Source organism: Microbacterium sp. Ru50 (assembly GCF_002920555.1).
GTDB classification, from domain to species: domain Bacteria; phylum Actinomycetota; class Actinomycetes; order Actinomycetales; family Microbacteriaceae; genus Microbacterium; species Microbacterium arborescens.
Map to the genome: position 1 here is coordinate 46,026 of NZ_PQSV01000002.1, position 14,346 is coordinate 60,371.

The 14,346-nt window shown below is 70.6% G+C and carries 17 protein-coding genes; 5 read left to right on the plus strand and 12 right to left on the minus strand.

Features of this window, described 5'->3' with window-relative positions; genetic code table 11:
- Positions 1-10: 10 nt before the first annotated feature.
- Complete coding sequence (locus C3481_RS10185) at positions 11-1,507, minus strand: MFS transporter (protein ID WP_258039097.1); 1,497 nt, start codon at positions 1,505-1,507, stop codon at positions 11-13.
- Between the two features lie 39 nt (positions 1,508-1,546).
- Between C3481_RS10185 and C3481_RS10190 the strand changes: the two genes are divergently transcribed.
- The gene (locus C3481_RS10190) at positions 1,547-2,245 is read left to right on the plus strand and encodes a uracil-DNA glycosylase (RefSeq protein ID WP_064955646.1); all 699 of its coding nucleotides are present in this window, start codon (positions 1,547-1,549) and stop codon (positions 2,243-2,245) included.
- Positions 2,246-2,292: 47 nt separating this feature from the next.
- The gene (locus C3481_RS10195) at positions 2,293-2,919 is read left to right on the plus strand and encodes a GNAT family N-acetyltransferase (RefSeq protein WP_088380233.1); all 627 of its coding nucleotides are present in this window, start codon (positions 2,293-2,295) and stop codon (positions 2,917-2,919) included.
- A gap of 4 nt (positions 2,920-2,923) precedes the next feature.
- On the opposite strand, the gene C3481_RS10200 is transcribed toward C3481_RS10195, so the two are convergent.
- The 8 genes from C3481_RS10200 to C3481_RS10235 all read right to left on the minus strand — a co-directional run bounded on the left by C3481_RS10200 (position 2,924) and on the right by C3481_RS10235 (position 10,420).
- On the minus strand, positions 2,924-3,277 hold the full coding sequence (locus C3481_RS10200; RefSeq protein WP_258039098.1) for a protealysin inhibitor emfourin: 354 nt from the start codon (positions 3,275-3,277) through the stop codon (positions 2,924-2,926).
- Positions 3,270-4,322 (minus strand): M4 family metallopeptidase, encoded by a 1,053-nt coding sequence (locus C3481_RS10205; protein WP_103842183.1) that lies wholly within the window; start codon positions 4,320-4,322, stop codon positions 3,270-3,272. Before C3481_RS10205 ends, C3481_RS10200 begins: the two co-directional genes overlap by 8 nt.
- Before the next feature lie 48 nt (positions 4,323-4,370).
- Positions 4,371-5,180, minus strand: a complete 810-nt coding sequence (locus C3481_RS10210) for an ABC transporter ATP-binding protein (protein ID WP_064955642.1) — start codon at positions 5,178-5,180, stop codon at positions 4,371-4,373.
- Positions 5,177-5,959, minus strand: a complete 783-nt coding sequence (locus tag C3481_RS10215) for an ABC transporter ATP-binding protein (RefSeq protein ID WP_064955641.1) — start codon at positions 5,957-5,959, stop codon at positions 5,177-5,179. Before C3481_RS10215 ends, C3481_RS10210 begins: the two co-directional genes overlap by 4 nt.
- Positions 5,956-6,825, minus strand: a complete 870-nt coding sequence (locus tag C3481_RS10220; protein ID WP_064955640.1) for an ABC transporter permease — start codon at positions 6,823-6,825, stop codon at positions 5,956-5,958. Before C3481_RS10220 ends, C3481_RS10215 begins: the two co-directional genes overlap by 4 nt.
- A gap of 8 nt (positions 6,826-6,833) precedes the next feature.
- Complete coding sequence (locus C3481_RS10225) at positions 6,834-7,784, minus strand: ABC transporter permease (RefSeq protein WP_103842185.1); 951 nt, start codon at positions 7,782-7,784, stop codon at positions 6,834-6,836.
- A complete protein-coding gene (locus C3481_RS10230) occupies positions 7,781-9,292 on the minus strand; it encodes an ABC transporter substrate-binding protein (protein ID WP_064955638.1) in 1,512 nt (503 codons plus the stop codon). Before C3481_RS10230 ends, C3481_RS10225 begins: the two co-directional genes overlap by 4 nt.
- Before the next feature lie 180 nt (positions 9,293-9,472).
- Positions 9,473-10,420 carry an alpha/beta fold hydrolase gene (locus C3481_RS10235; RefSeq protein ID WP_103842187.1) on the minus strand — a complete coding sequence of 316 codons (948 nt, stop codon included), beginning with the start codon at positions 10,418-10,420 and terminating at the stop codon, positions 9,473-9,475.
- 54 nt (positions 10,421-10,474) lie between these two features.
- Here C3481_RS10235 and C3481_RS10240 point away from each other — a divergent pair, with 54 nt between their 5' ends.
- The 3 genes from C3481_RS10240 (at position 10,475) to C3481_RS10250 (ending at position 12,205) form a co-directional block, all read left to right on the plus strand.
- On the plus strand, positions 10,475-10,951 hold the full coding sequence (locus C3481_RS10240) for a carboxymuconolactone decarboxylase family protein (RefSeq protein WP_023955292.1): 477 nt from the start codon (positions 10,475-10,477) through the stop codon (positions 10,949-10,951).
- The gene (locus C3481_RS10245; RefSeq protein ID WP_023955290.1) at positions 10,948-11,670 is read left to right on the plus strand and encodes a tyrosine-protein phosphatase; all 723 of its coding nucleotides are present in this window, start codon (positions 10,948-10,950) and stop codon (positions 11,668-11,670) included. Before C3481_RS10240 ends, C3481_RS10245 begins: the two co-directional genes overlap by 4 nt.
- 73 nt (positions 11,671-11,743) lie before the next feature.
- The gene (locus C3481_RS10250; RefSeq protein WP_103842189.1) at positions 11,744-12,205 is read left to right on the plus strand and encodes an SIP domain-containing protein; all 462 of its coding nucleotides are present in this window, start codon (positions 11,744-11,746) and stop codon (positions 12,203-12,205) included.
- A 6-nt stretch (positions 12,206-12,211) separates the two neighbouring features.
- On the opposite strand, the gene C3481_RS10255 is transcribed toward C3481_RS10250, so the two are convergent.
- From C3481_RS10255 to C3481_RS10265, 3 genes are all read right to left on the minus strand, one after another.
- On the minus strand, positions 12,212-12,661 hold the full coding sequence (locus C3481_RS10255) for a Fe-S oxidoreductase (protein ID WP_088380269.1): 450 nt from the start codon (positions 12,659-12,661) through the stop codon (positions 12,212-12,214).
- A gap of 11 nt (positions 12,662-12,672) precedes the next feature.
- Positions 12,673-13,521: an arginase family protein gene (locus tag C3481_RS10260; RefSeq protein WP_071919265.1), complete on the minus strand. Its 849-nt coding sequence runs from the start codon at positions 13,519-13,521 to the stop codon at positions 12,673-12,675.
- An 84-nt stretch (positions 13,522-13,605) separates the two neighbouring features.
- A complete protein-coding gene (locus C3481_RS10265; RefSeq protein ID WP_023955282.1) occupies positions 13,606-14,340 on the minus strand; it encodes a PspA/IM30 family protein in 735 nt (244 codons plus the stop codon).
- Between the last annotated feature and the right edge of the window lie 6 nt (positions 14,341-14,346).

Sequence of the window (14,346 nt, forward strand, 5' to 3'; positions counted from 1 at the left end):
GCGTCCCCGCTCAGCCGCGGGGCTGAGCGACCGCGTCGCCCGTCCCGTCCGCGGCTCGCGCCACCGGCGGCTCGTCGGCATCGGCGAACGCCACGCGCGGCACGACGAACAGCAGAGCCGCCGCGACGAAGCCGCCGGCGGCGCAGATCGCCCAGACGGTGAGATAACCGCCGAGGGAGGCGGCGGTTTGGCTCGCGACGACACCCGCACCGGCGGCGAGGACGACGCCGAAGACCGCCGATGAGAACGTTCCGCCGATGGTCTTCGTCGTGTTGGTCATCGCCGACGCCACGCCCGTCTGTCCGCGCGGTGCTGCGGCGGCGGCGGCCGCCGGCATGGCCCCGACCAGGGCGCCGCAGCCCAGGCCCGCGATGCAGAGGTTGAGCAGCACCTGCCACAGCTCCCGGTGGAACGGCAGGAAGAGCGCATAGCCGACGCCGACGAGCAGCGCCGCGACGATGAGCACGATGCGGGGACTCGCGCGGCGCGAGGTGACCGCGAACAGCACGGCACCGACGATGAGAGACACGAGGTAGACCCCGATGATGTTCGACCTGTCGGTGGCGTCGAGCCCCAGCCCGTATCCGAGGGCGGGGTCCGTGCCCGCGTAGGTCGACAGCGGGCCCTGTGCGCCGAGGAGGCTGATACCGACCAGGAACGCGGTGGCCTGCACCGGCCACATCTCCGGTCGGGCGAGCATCCGCACATCGACCGCGGGGTCGGCCTGGCGCAGTTCGAACCGTCCGAAGACGACGAAACCCACGATTCCCGCGAGGAGCAGCGCCCACACCCAGAAGGCCGCGGGGCCGTTCAAACGGAGGAACGTCAGGGCGCTGGTGACGAACAGCAACGAGACCGCGAGGAGCGCGAAGCCGCGCGAGTCCAGCTGCCGCCGGCCCGGCTCGGGCTGAGACTCGGGCACCCAGAGCCAGATGACGACGGCGACGAGAGTCACCGCCACGGCCGGCACGATCAGCGTCAACGTCATGTCGCCGGCTGTGGCGGCGTAGATCCGGCCCGCGGCCAAGGCGCCCATGATGGCGCCCGCCTGGAGCCCGACGACCAGGAGCCCCGCCGCACGGCGGGTGAGCGAGACCCCGCGGCTCTGCCGCCTGCCCCGCTCGAAGATGAGCGCGATCTCGAGGGGGAGCCAGACGACGTAGAAGCCCTGCAGCGCCCAGGCGATCAGGAAGGTCCAGAAGGATGCCGCGAACGCGAGCCACCAGGTCGCTGCGGCGGTGAGGACGGCCGCGACGAGCAGGATCCGCTTGTGCCCGTACATGTCGCCGAGCTTCGCCAGCACCGGTACGACGAGCGCCGACAGCAGAAGCTGCGCGGCCTCGAACCAGTTCACGTCCGAGTCGTGGATCCCGAGCTCGGCGACGATGTCGCTGAAGAGCGGGACGTAATAGCCCTGCAGGATGCCGCTGACGATCTCGACCAGGATGAACCAGCCGATCAGACCCGCGGTGACGCCCAGGGCGGAGGTGCGCAGCGTCGTCGACACGGGGTGAGCATACCGCCGCGACCGGCCTACCCTGGGAGTGTGACGCCGCGCTCCCTCACCGACCTTGCCGCCGACGGACTGGTGGCACCCGACTGGGCCGAGGCGCTGCAGCCCGTTGCGGCCGACATCGCCGCGCTCGGCGACCGGCTGCGCGCAGAGACCGCTGCGGGCCGGGGTTACCTGCCCGCGGGTGACCGCGTGCTGCGAGCGTTCCAGCGGCCGATGGCCGACGTCCGCGTCCTGATCGTCGGTCAGGATCCCTACCCGACCCCGGGGCATCCGATCGGACTCTCCTTCGCGGTCGACGCCCACGTGCGGCCATTGCCCCGAAGCCTCGGAAACATCTACCGAGAGCTCGAATCGGACCTCGGCATCGCCCCCGCGCCGCACGGCGACCTCTCCGCGTGGAGCGATCAGGGCGTTCTGCTGCTGAACCGCGTGCTGACCGTCGCCCCCGGTGCTCCGGCCTCGCACCGAGGGTGGGGCTGGGAGCGCGTCACCGAGCACGCGATCCGGGCGCTCGTGGCTCGCCGGCGTCCGCTCGTCGCGATCCTCTGGGGCAAGGATGCCGCGACCCTGCGGCCGCTCCTCGGCGATGCTGCGATCATCGCGTCGCCGCATCCGTCGCCGCTGTCCGCGAGCCGCGGCTTCTTCGGGTCGCGGCCGTTCTCGCGCGCGAACGAGCTGCTCGCCGAGCGTGGCGGCGAGCCGATCGACTGGCGCATTCCGGCGCTCTGACCGGCAGTCGTCATCGGCGTGAAACGTGCGCCCCGTAGAGTTGCTGCATGCTCGAGGAGGACTCCAACCGCGACCGTCGACGCCTTCCGCGGCACCTGCGTCGCCCGGCCGAACCCGAGCGGCCCTTCTCGTACGAGATCCGGCCGGCGCAGCCCGGCGACCTTCCCGACATCCGCGAGATCTACAACTACTACGTGACCAACTCGGTCGTGACCTTCGACGAGAAGAAGTGGTCGCTGGCGCAGTGGCGGGAGAAATACGACTATCTCACCAAGCTCAAGCTTCCGTTCCTCGTCGCGGTCTCGCCGACGGGGCAGATCCTGGGATACGCCCTCGCGTCGCCGTGGAACGGCAAGACCGGATTCCGCTACACCGCCGAGACGTCCATCTATCTCGGCCAGGCGGCGACGGGGAAGGGGCTCGGACGAGCGCTGCTCGAAGCCCTCATCGAGGCCTGCCAGCAGCTCGGACTGCGCGAGATCGTCGCTGTCGTGAGCGACAAGGGCGCGGAGGCGTCGATCGCCCTGCACGAGCGTTTCGGTTTCGTCGAGGTCGGCCGGATGGGGCGCGTGGGTCACAAGTTCGGCCGCTGGCTGGGCACGATCTACCTGCAGAAGTCGCTCGAGCAGCCGAAGAAGGGACTGCGCGGACTCTTCGCGCAGAAGTCCGGCTGAGGCGTCACTCCTCGGCCACGCCCCCCGGCGTCGCCGAGCGTCCCGTCCGGACGGCGTCGACGAGCGAACGCCACGGTTCGTCGAGGTCGTCGTTCAACTCGGCCTGACGCGTCGTCTCGCTGTCGGTGACCGCGATCCGCCAATGGAAGCGGTCGGCCCCGCTCGATCCGGTCTTGCCTGCCGGTGCCGACGCGTCGATCTCCTGCCAGGGGCACCGCCCCACCAGCTCGCGCCAGCCGGCGCTTTCGGCCGGCGCCGGCTCGACTCGCCACGTCCGCGTCAGGCCGGCGAAACCGCCGGTGCGCTCCACGACGATCCGCAGCTCGGCCGTGGAACCATCGTCACGGGTGTCAGGCATCCTCCAGCACGCCGACGCCCTGCCATCCGGCACGCACGGCGGCGACCTCCTCCGTCTCCTCACCGTACTCGTCGGCGGCCTGGTCGATCGTGGCGGCGGCGAACGCAGCGAAGTCGGCGTCGGGGGACAGCGCCCCCGAGGTGAGCGTGCGGTACCAGATGAGTCCCGCGCGTTCCCAGGCGTAGCCGCCCAGCCGCGTCGCGACGAGGTGGAACGCCCGATTCGGGATGCCCGAGTTGATGTGGACCCCGCCGTTGTCACTGGTCGTCACGACGTAGTCGCGCATGTGTCCCGGCTGCGGGTCGCGTCCGAGCACGTCGTCGTCGTACGCCGACCCGGGCTCGGCCAGCGATCGGAGGGCGCGCCCCTGGACGGCGTCCGTGAAGATGCCCGCACCGATGAGCCACGATGCCTGCTCGGCGCTCTGTCCGAGTCGGTGCTGCTCGGTGAGTGCGCCGAAGACGTCGGACAGCGACTCGTTGAGAGCACCGGACTGGCCCGCGTAGGTCAGGCCTCCCGAGAACTCGGTGACGCCGTGAGCGAGCTCGTGCGCGATGACGGTCAGCGACCCGGTGAATCCGGTGAACACCTCGCCGTCGCCGTCGCCGAACACCATGCGCTCGCCGTTCCAGAACGCGTTGTCGTAGGCCTCGCCGTAGTGGACGGTGGCGGCGAGCACACCACCCCGACCGTCGATCGAATCGCGGCCGAAGGCGTCGAGGAAGAACGAGAACGTCGCGCCGAGTCCGTCGAACGCCTCGTCTGCCGCACGGTCGCCGGTGGGCGGATCGTCTTCACGACGGACGAGGACGCCCGGGAGCTCTTCGCGGCCCTGCGCGTCGGATACGGCCCGGTCGGCTGCGGCGATGCGCTCGGCGACGAGAGTGCCGCCCGGCTCGACGGAGAGACGCAGCTGCGAACGTCCGGCGAGATCGGACGGACGCGCGGCGAGGGTGGTCCGCGCGGCGACCGCGGCCCGCGCGAGGTGGGGCTCGCGAGCGGAGGCGACGCGGGCGAGGAGATACGGGGGGATGATCGCGCGCATGGCCTTACGGTAGCGGCGGTCACCGACATCGGGTGCGGAAGGGGACGTCTAGTCCTGTGCGCGATGCGGGTCGATCACGGGCACCGAGGCGAGGAGGCGACGCGTGTAGGCCGCCTGCGGCTGGAGCAGCACCTTCTCGGTCGGCCCCTCCTCGACGATGCGCCCCTCGGTCATCACGATGACGTCGTCGCAGAGGTTCTGGACCACGCCGATGTCGTGCGAGACCAGCAGCAGCGTCATCCCCTGTTCCGCACGCAGACGGCGCAAGACCTCGAGGATCTGCGCCCGCACCGTCACGTCGAGCGCGGACAGCGGCTCGTCGCCGACGAGGATCGCCGGACGGTGCGCGATCGCGCGCGCGAGGGCGATGCGCTGGCGCTGGCCGCCCGAGAACTCGTGCGGGTAGCGCTCGGCCGCGTCGGCATCCAATCCGACATCCGACAGCACCTCGCGAACGCGCGCTCGACGGTCACCCGGGATGTCGAGAGCCCACAGCGGCTCGGCGACGATGCGGCCCACGCTCATCCGGGGATCGAGCGAGGCGTACGGATCCTGGAAGACGATGCCCGTGCGCCGACGGAGCCAGTGCAGACTGCGCGCCGACGCGCGCGCGTCGACGGCGCGGCCGTCGATCGAGACGGTTCCCGACGAGGGGGTGTCGAGGCCGAGGAGGAGCCGCACGAGTGTCGACTTGCCCGATCCCGACTCGCCGATGATGCCGAACGCCGAGCCCGACCGCACGTCGACATCGACATCGTCGAGCGCGACGGTCTCGCGCCGCGGTGCGCCGAGCCCGGTCGAACGCATCCGATAGCGCTTGCTCAGGCCGCGGGCCGAGATGAGGGCATCGCCGGTCATGCGTCTCCCTCCGGCCGCCACACCGTGGCGGTGGCATCGCGCAGCAGGCCGCGGGTGACCTCCGACCGCGGAGCGGTGAGCAGGTCGGCGACCGCGCCCGTCTCGACGACGCGACCGCGTTCGAGCACGACGGCCTCCGTCGCGACCTGCGACAGCACGGCCAGGTCGTGGGTGATGAAAAGCAGCGACATCCCGTCGTCGTCGACCAGTTCGCCCAGGAGCGCCAGGATCTCGGCCTGGATCGTCACGTCGAGGGCCGTCGTCGGCTCGTCCGCGATGAGCAGGCGCGGCCGGGCGGCCAGCGCCATGGCGATCGCGACCCGCTGACGTTGACCGCCCGAGAACTGATGGGGGTAGCGGCGCAGAGCGCCCTCGGGCAGCCGAACCCGATCGGCGTCGGCCTGGGCGCGGGCGAGGGCGTCGCGGCGACCGACCCGGCCGTGGATGCGCAGCGGCTCCGCGATCTGCCGCCCCACCGTCCGCAGAGGGTTGAGGGCGGTCTGGGGCTCCTGGAAGACGATGCCGATCTGCTCGCCGCGCAGGGCCGCCAGCTCGCGATCGCGAAGTCCGAGCAGCTCCCGACCGTTCCACCGGATGCTGCCCTCGGCCTCGGCGCCGTCGGGAAGCAGCCCGAGCACAGCCAGAGCGGTCAGCGACTTGCCCGACCCCGACTCTCCGATGAGGCCGACCCGGGCACCGTCGGCGACGCCGAACGACACGTCGTCGACCACGCGGCGCCCGTCGAGCACGATCGACAGGCCCTCGACCTCGAGACTCATGCGACCACCGCCGGCGTGTGCGAGGCGGCGGGGGAGCGGCGTCGGGCGAGCGTCGGGTCGGTTGCCTCGCGCAGACCGTCGCCGAGCAGGTTGAGCCCGAGCACGGTGATCGTGATGGCCAGCCCCGGCCACACGACGCTGAGCGGATGCGCGGTGAGGTACGTCTGCAGCTCGCTCAGCAGCAGCCCCCACGAGGGCTGCGTCGGCGGCGCGCCGAACCCGAGATAGCTCAGGCCCGCCTCGGCCAGCACAGCGACGGCCATGCCCCACGACAGCTGCACGATGAAGACCGGTGCGACGTTGGGGAGCAGATGGCGCACCGCGATCTGCGACGGCGTCAACCCGTTCGCGCGTGCCGCGAGCACGAAGTCGCTGTGCAGCGTGCGGCGGAGCTCCGGCCGCGTGACCCGCGCGATGTTGACGCCGAAGCCGATGCCGACGGAGATCACGACGACCCACAACGAGCCGCCCCACACCGCCGAGATCATCATCGCGATCAGCAGCACCGGAAAGGCGATCAGGATGTCGACGAGCACCGCGACGATCTCGCGGGTCCAGCGGCGGGTGAGCGCGCCGAGGCAGGCGAGTGCGATGCCGATCAGCGTGGCGACGACGCCCGCGCCTGCGGCGACGAGAACCGTCGTGCGCGCCCCGGCGATCAGCAGCGAGAGGATGTCGCGACCCGAGGCGTCCGTACCCAGCAGATGAGGCCAGCTCGGCGGGCTCCACCGCGCCGGGATGTCCACCCGCTGGGGGTCGAACGGCGTCCAGACGAGCGAGACCGCGGCCACGACCCCGATGGTGATGACCACGATGAGCCCGAAACGGCCGGCCGGAAGCGACCACAGCCGCCGCAGCCACGGCATCCGTTCGTTCACGAGGCCTCCCGCTGTCTCGGATCCAGACCGCGATGCACGAGGTCGACGATGAACCCCACAACGAGCACGACGGCCGTGAGCGCCAGGAGCTCGCCCTGGACCTTGGGCAGATCGCGCAGGCCGACATCGGCGACGAGCATGCGTCCGATGCCCGGGAGCGTGAACAGCTGCTCGATCACGACCGCACCGACGACGATGCCTGCAACCTGCAGGCCGAGGACGGTGATGATCGACAGGCCGACCGTCGGTAGACCGTGGCGAAGCAGCGCGGCACGGCGCGTGAGGCCCTTCGCGGCCGCCGTCCGGACGAAGTCCTGCCCCATCGCCGACAGCGTCGCGCTTCGGACGAACCGCATCAGCATCGCGCCCTCGACGACGCCGATCGTCACGGCGGGCAGAACGAGTGCCGCGAAGGCGCGCCCCGGGTCGCGCCAGCCGTCGCGCGGGAAGCCCTGCGCGGGAAGCCAGCCGAGCCAGACCGCGAAGACCACGACGAGCATCATGCCCGCCCAGACCACCGGCACCGCCGCGAGCGCCTGAGCGCCGAACGAAAGCGCCGTGCCGTCGGCGCGACCGCGACGTATCGCCGCGACGACGCCGAACGGGAGCGCGATGATCAGCGCCACGAGCATCGACATCAGTCCGAGGGGAACGGTGACCTGGGCCTTGGCGGCGAGCTCCGCCGCGACGGGTGAGCCGGTCACCAGCGAGGTGCCGAGATCGCCGCGGACCAGCCCCGCCATCCACTCGAGATACTGCGTCGGCAGCGGCACGTCGAGGCCGAGGCGCTCACGAAGCGCGGCGACCTGCTCCGGCGTCGAGGTGGTTCCCGCGATCTGCTGTGCGACGTCGCCGGGAAGGACCCGCAACGTCACGAAGATCAGCACGCTGGCGACGACCAGGCCCAGCAGGAGCAGGGCCAGTCGCGTCAGCGCGTAGCGGATCACCCGTCGCTCTTGGCGATCTCGGCGAGGTTGATGCGGGCGTTCACGTTGTCGATGGGCATACCCGAGACGTTCGTGGCGACCGCGACCACCGAAGCCCAGTTGTAGAGCCAATCGGCGGCGTGGTCCTCGGACACGATCCGCGCAGCCTTCTTCAAGAGGTCATCGGCAGACTGCTCGTCCGTTGCGAGCAGCGACTGCGCGTAGAGATCCTGCACCTCGGCGTTGTCGTAGGTGAAGTAATAGTCGGGGTTCGCCCAGTTCTCGAAGTCGCGCGGCTCGGCGTGGTTGACGACGCTGAGCTCGTAGTCCTTATTCGTGTACACGTCGCTGAGCCAGGTGCCGAAGTCGACGGGGTTGACCTTGAGGTCGATCCCGACGTCGTTGAAGTTCGAGACCAGGATCTGCGGGAGCGTCGTGCCGTAGGCCGACGGGATGGTCAGGGTCAGCGCGAGATCGCTGACACCGGCCTCACTCAGCAGCGCCCGGGCTGCCTCGGGGTCGTAGGAGACGACATCCGAGAGGTCCTCGTATCCGGGGTCGGCCTCGGGGATCGGACCGTAGAGCGTCTGCCCTGCACCGACGGCCTCGACGATGGCGTCGTGGTCGATGGCGGTTCGGATCGCCTCGCGCACCCGGACATCAGCCAGGGGCCCCGACGTGGAGTTCATCGCGAGCACGCTCTTATCGGTCGCGCTGCCGGTCTCGACGACGAAGTCGCCGCCGCCCTCGACCTGATCGGCGAGGTTCGCGTCGAAGCCGACGACGACGTCGATCTCGCCGGCGAGAGCGGCGTTGATGGCTGCTTGGTTGTCGGGGATGAAGTCGAACGTGACGTCGGCTACCTGAGCCGCATCCCCCCAGTACGCCTCGTTCCGCTCGAGCGTCAGGCTGGCGCCCTGGCGCCAGTTCGCCAGCCGGAAGGGCCCGGTGCCGTTGGCGGCGGTGTTGTAGTCGACGGTGTCGCCCTCTTTGAGGATGATCCCCGCGCGGCCCGTGAGGTTCCACAGCAGCGACGAGTCGGGCTGCGACAGCGTCAGCACGATCTTCTGCCCGTCGGCGGTGACCGACGTGACGTTGGCGAGTCGTTCGCTGTCTGCCCATTCGGCGGTGGCCTGCCGGGTGGTCAGCGACGAGACGACATCCTGAGGCGTGAGGGGTTGGCCGTCGTGGAAGATGACTCCCTCACGCAACGTGAACGTGTAGGTCAAGCCGTCTGCGGAAACCTCGTGGGCGCTGGCGAGCGCGTCGACGATCTCGCCCTCCGCGGTGCGGCCGACGAGGCCCTGATAGACGTTGTCGATGAGCGTCTGATCGAGCGAGATGCCCGCGGTCTGCCGGATGTCGAGGTTCGAGGGCTCGAGCACCAGGCGGATGTTGACGCTGGCGTCCGGGTCAGGGGCGCCCATGGTGGCGGACGGCCCGGGCTCGGTCGACCCGGTGCAGCCGGCGAGGAGGAGGGTGCCTGCAGCCAGCAGTGCGGCGGCGGTCACGGTGGTGCGGCGGAGCATGTGGAGGAGGGTTCCTTTCGCAAGGGCGGTGGCATCGTTGCTGTCCGATGCGCGTCCGCGAACTCAGTGCGGCATACAGCCTAGGGTCCGCCGCGACCGCGAGACGCATTTACCGACGTCCAGCGTCGCACGGCGACTCCCTATTTCATCGAGAGCGGGCCGTGCGCAGGCTGAGCGGTGTCAGGCGGTGGTGGCGTCGCGGATGATGCGGGCGAGCTCGGTCGGGAGCTCCTCCTGCACATTGTGGCCCGATTCCACCGTGACGATGCGCGCTGCAGGAACGCGCTCGCCGAACCGATCGACGTCGGCATCGGTCAGATAGCCCCGTGTGCCGCGTACGAGCGTGATGGGCGCCGCCACCGCGGCGAAGTCTTCCCAGCCGGATGCCGCGAGGGTGGGCGCCAGCGCATCCTGCCGCTCGGATGCCGCGGCCGCGGCGCCGGGGTCGGCGGCAAGCTGGTTGGCGATGCGTGCGAAGTGGTGCTTCCACTCCACGCGGCCGTCGTCGCGCACGCGCGAGTTGAGGAAGACGCCGCGCTCGGCCGCGGTGCGGTCTCCGCCGAGCCCGAACGACAGTGCACGCTCGACCATCTCCGCGCGAGAGGCCCAGCTGGTCGGTCCGGCGAAGAACCGCCGGATCTGCGACGCCGCTCCGGCGGGGTCGAGCCCGGGCGCGATGTCGACGATCACGAGGGCACGCACGAGCTCGGGGTGCATCGCGGCGAGGGCTGCGGCCGTCAGGCCGCCGAGCGACTGCCCGACCACGACCTGCGGCGTCGTCGTCCACTGCGCGAGCGCCGGAGCGATGTCGGCCGCGAGGGTCCGGCCCGTGTAGTCCGCGTCGTCGCGCCAGCCGGAGTCGCCGTGGCCCGGAAGGTCGAACGCCAGCGCCGGCCGCCCGAGCGCGAGGACGGTGCGATCCCATGTGTGGGCGTTGAGGCCGGCCCCGTGGAGAAGGGTCACCTCGGGCTCGCCGTCGCCGAGTCGCAGCGCGCTGATCGGGCGCCCGTCGGATGCGAAGGTGAACAGCCGCTCGGCCACGGGCGCCGGCACACCGGCTTCCGCAGCCTGGACGGGCAGGAACGAGAACTCGTCGAACGTGTCGTCGTGCACGGTGATCCTTCGCATTGGGGAGGGGACCATTCTCGCGCGACGGGGGAGGGCGGTGGATAGGGTTGACGCATGAATCCGGAGCGGCGCATCCATCTCGCCAAGGCGGCTCGTCCGGCCTACGACGCGCTCGACGCGTTCGCCCGCACGGTGGGCACCATCGCGCAGGATGCCGGCATCGACGAGCGTCTGAAAGAGCTCGCGCTCGTCCACAGCTCGCAGCTCAACGGCTGCGCCTACTGCGTGCGTGTGCATGTGGGCCGGGCGGTGGCCGCCGGTGTGACGGCCGACGAGATCGCCCAGCTCGCCACCTGGCGCGAGTCGGGGGTTTTCGACGAACGCGAGCGCACGGCTCTCGAGCTCGCCGAGGCGTATGTGCACATCGCCGACGAGGGCGTATCGGACGAGCTGTACGACCGCGTGGGCGGGGTCTTCTCCGAGGCGGAGTACGTCGCGTTGAGCTGGCTCTTCATCTCGATCAACGCGTTCAATCGCCTGACGATCGCGGGCCGATACCCGGTGCCGCCGCTCCCGCGTCCCGCCGGATGAGCGGCGCGGCATCGCTCTCGGTACCGGGAGCCCTGAACTTCCGTGACACCGGTGGCCTGCGGGCAGGTAGCACCTCGACCCGGTCGGGCGTGCTCTATCGGTCGGGAAACCTCTTCCGTGTCGACGACGCCGGGCGCCGCGCTCTCAGCGATCTCGGGCTGCGCCGCATCATCGACCTCCGCGACGACGACGAGGTGCGTTCCGAGCCCACGGTTCTCGGCGATCTCGTCATCGCAACCCAGCGGGTGCCGCTGTTCCTGGGGTCGGTCGCCTCGTTGTTCCGCGCCGACATGTCGCTCGAGTCGATGTATCGCTCGCTCGTCGACGACTCGGCTCCGCGCGTGCTCGAGGTCGTCCGCGGGGTCATCGCCGATCAGCCGGTGCTCGTGCACTGCACGATCGGCAAGGACCGCACCGGAGTGACGATCGCGATGATCCTCGCGGCAGCGGGAGTGGACGAGGATGCCGTCGTCGACGACTACGCCCGCACGGAGACGATGCTGCCGGCCGAGCGCAACGCGCCGATCCTCGCGTATCTCCGCGCGCACCACCCCGACGCCCCGCAGCTCGTCGATCTGGCGACGCGCTCGCCGGCGCCGGTAATGCGCGGGCTCCTGGCCGACCTGCGCGAGCGATTCGGTTCCCCGGCCGACTACCTCCGGTCGCACGGACTCGCCGACGACGAGCTCGCCGAACTGCGCCGCATCATCCTGATGTGAGACCTCGGAGGAGGCGTGGGGTTTCGACTGGGTAGGTAAGGCATGCCTACACCGCGGGTATAGTGGAGTCATCATGACCGAGTTCCACAGCGCCGCCGCCTGTCGCGCCTCGAAGCACGTCCGGGTGCAGCACCTGGTGACGGCCGACGAGCACTCGCTCGCCGAGCTCGAGGCGCTCCTCGCAACGCTGCCGCTGTGCTCGACCGGGCGGGTCTTCATCGAAGTGCCCAACGCCGCGTGGATCGGAACCGTATCGGCGCCGGCCCGCATGGTCGTGACTTGGCTCGACCGTTCGCGCCGAACCGGCGCCCCGGGTTCGGGCCGCGGCTGCGGTTCGGGTGAGGCGCTCTCTCGCGCCGTCACCGCGTGGGCCGACGAGATGCTGTGCACGGATGCTGCGAAGGCGACGCGCGTGCACTTGCTGGGCGGGTTCCTCGGCACGGCCGACATCGTCGATCACCTCACCGCGCGCTGCGGAATGGCCGCCGCGTCGATCCACACGCCCGAGCGCTTCGGGCTCGCGACCGCCCGCTGAGGTCTGTCAGCGGCTCTCGGCGCGCCGTGGGATGTAGTTGCCGTCGGCCAGTCCCGCGTCGATCTCGAATCGGTTGCGCAGGGGATCGCGTCCTGCGATCAGGTAGAGAAGCGGCATGAGCATCCCGTAACGCCGCCACTGCCGCGCGTGCACGGCCTCGTGCGTGAGGATCCGTTCGCTCGGCTCGCGGTCGCCGGTGAGGAAGCACGATCCGACGCAGACGCCGCCGCGACCGAACGTCCAGCCCGGCATCCCGCGGAAGACCCACAGCCCGTGGCGGCGCTCGACGCGGCCGGTCGACCACAGCGTTCCCCAGGCGAATCCGAAGGCGGTGCCGATTCGGGCGCCGAACTGGCTGATGGGGGAGTCGAGCAGCACCCGAGGGATGAGCCGGTCCAGCGACTCGCCGCGTGCGACCGCCGCGTCAGCTCGCTGCCGCCATCCGTCGGGCGGCATGCGGACACCGCTCACGCCAGGGCTCCGACGACCCGGAGCACGGAACCCATGTCGTCCACCACGGCTTCGGGATGCGGCGGGGCGAACCCCGAGACGGATGCGCCGATGAGCGGGAGGCGTCCGCGCAAGACGCCGATCGCGTTCGTGAGGGTCGGGATGTCGAGCCCGAACGGCACGGCCGCGCTCACTCCCGTGATCGCCGCGGGGTCGAGCACGTCGAGATCGACATGGACGTACACCGATGCCGCGCCGGTGGCCGCCACCGCATCGGCCAGGCGGGCCGGATCGGCCAGCTCGTCGACGCCGAGATGCGTTAGACCCGTCGAACGCATGACCTCGGTCTCTGCATCGTCGAACTCGCGGGCGCCCGCCAGAACGATGCGATCGGCGGGCACCGCGGCATCCGGTGACAACGGGGTCGCATCGAACACCGCGCGCAGGGCCATGCCGCCGAAGGCTCCCGAGGGCGATGACTCGGGAGTGTGCAGATCGCCGTGCGCGTCGAACCAGACGACGGTCGTGTCGGGATGCAGCGAGGCCGCGTGCGCGATCGCCGGCACGGCCACTCCGCAGTCGCCGCCGACGACCACCGCGTGCCCGCTCTGACCCCCGCCGCTCGAGTCGGCCGCGACGTCATCGGCCTCCACGAGGGCAGCCGTGATCAGGTCGCGGGTGCGCTGGAGCGAGCTGAAGCGGCGGATGCCGCTGCCGAGGGCCTCACCGGCCTCGACGGGCACATCGACCCGGACGGTCGCGCTGCGCGGGAGGTCGCCCGCAATCGCGTCAGCACCGTCGATCAGAGTCATCGACCGGGTCGAGGGCGAGCCCTGCCATTGCGGGACCACGATGAATCGGGTCATTCCTTCGTCCTTCGTCGGGCGTTCTCAGCGGGTGGAGCGTCGACGCCCGGGTGGCAGCGCCGACCCGGGCGTCGATATCGGCGCTCAGCGCTCGATGGCGCCCGCGGCCCCGCCCGTCTTCAGCGCGGCGAGCCGTGCCTCGACCTCGGTGAGCTGACCGACATCCTCGAGGCTCTCGAACTGCGCGTCGAGGCTCGAGGCGGCGAGCTCCTGCTTGCCGGCGGCGAGCGCCTCCTGGCGGCGCACCTTGTCTTCGAAGCGACCGAGCTCGCTCGTCGGGTCGAGCACGTCGATCGACTTGACGGCGTCGTGGACGCGGTTCTGCGCCTCGGCGGTCTTGGCGCGCGCGAGCAGCTCGGAGCGCTTCGCGCGCAGCTGGTCGAGCTTGACCTTCATGCCGTTGAGGCCGTCCTTGAGCTTCTCGACGACCTCGGTCTGGGTCGCGATGGTCGGCGCGATGGCGCGAGCCTCGTTCTCCTCGCTGATCTGCCGCTGCAGCGCGACCTTCGCGAGGTTGTCGAACTTGTCGGCGTCGGCGGTGTTGCCCACCGCGCGCAGCTCGTCGGCCTTGCGGCTCGCTGCCAGGGCCTTGTTGCCCCACTCAGCCGCGGCCTGGACGTCTTCCTGGTGGTCGCGTTCGAGCAGGCGCAGGTTGCCGATCGTCTCGGCGATCGCCGACTCCGCGTCGGCGATCGAGTTGGTGTAGTCCCGCACGAGCTGGTCGAGCATCTTCTGCGGGTCCTCGGCCTGGTCGAGGAGGGCGTTGATGTTCGCCTTCACAAGCGTCGAGATGCGACCGAAGATGGACTGCTTTGCCATCGGGGT

What these genes read in the sequence shown, in the direction of transcription:
- C3481_RS10215 (WP_064955641.1), bottom strand. Translation starts at nt 5,959, where the DNA reads ATGAGTCTCGAGGTCGAGGGCCTGTCGATCGTGCTCGACGGGCGCCGC.
- C3481_RS10235 (WP_103842187.1), bottom strand. Translation starts at nt 10,420, where the DNA reads ATGCGAAGGATCACCGTGCACGACGACACGTTCGACGAGTTCTCGTTC.
- C3481_RS10265 (WP_023955282.1), bottom strand. Translation starts at nt 14,340, where the DNA reads ATGGCAAAGCAGTCCATCTTCGGTCGCATCTCGACGCTTGTGAAGGCG.
- C3481_RS10240 (WP_023955292.1), top strand. Translation starts at nt 10,475, where the DNA reads ATGAATCCGGAGCGGCGCATCCATCTCGCCAAGGCGGCTCGTCCGGCC.
- C3481_RS10205 (WP_103842183.1), bottom strand. Translation starts at nt 4,322, where the DNA reads ATGCGCGCGATCATCCCCCCGTATCTCCTCGCCCGCGTCGCCTCCGCT.
- C3481_RS10195 (WP_088380233.1), top strand. Translation starts at nt 2,293, where the DNA reads ATGCTCGAGGAGGACTCCAACCGCGACCGTCGACGCCTTCCGCGGCAC.
- C3481_RS10230 (WP_064955638.1), bottom strand. Translation starts at nt 9,292, where the DNA reads ATGCTCCGCCGCACCACCGTGACCGCCGCCGCACTGCTGGCTGCAGGC.
- C3481_RS10250 (WP_103842189.1), top strand. Translation starts at nt 11,744, where the DNA reads ATGACCGAGTTCCACAGCGCCGCCGCCTGTCGCGCCTCGAAGCACGTC.
- C3481_RS10200 (WP_258039098.1), bottom strand. Translation starts at nt 3,277, where the DNA reads ATGCCTGACACCCGTGACGATGGTTCCACGGCCGAGCTGCGGATCGTC.
- C3481_RS10255 (WP_088380269.1), bottom strand. Translation starts at nt 12,661, where the DNA reads ATGCCGCCCGACGGATGGCGGCAGCGAGCTGACGCGGCGGTCGCACGC.
- C3481_RS10245 (WP_023955290.1), top strand. Translation starts at nt 10,948, where the DNA reads ATGAGCGGCGCGGCATCGCTCTCGGTACCGGGAGCCCTGAACTTCCGT.
- C3481_RS10260 (WP_071919265.1), bottom strand. Translation starts at nt 13,521, where the DNA reads ATGACCCGATTCATCGTGGTCCCGCAATGGCAGGGCTCGCCCTCGACC.
- C3481_RS10220 (WP_064955640.1), bottom strand. Translation starts at nt 6,825, where the DNA reads ATGCCGTGGCTGCGGCGGCTGTGGTCGCTTCCGGCCGGCCGTTTCGGG.
- C3481_RS10210 (WP_064955642.1), bottom strand. Translation starts at nt 5,180, where the DNA reads ATGACCGGCGATGCCCTCATCTCGGCCCGCGGCCTGAGCAAGCGCTAT.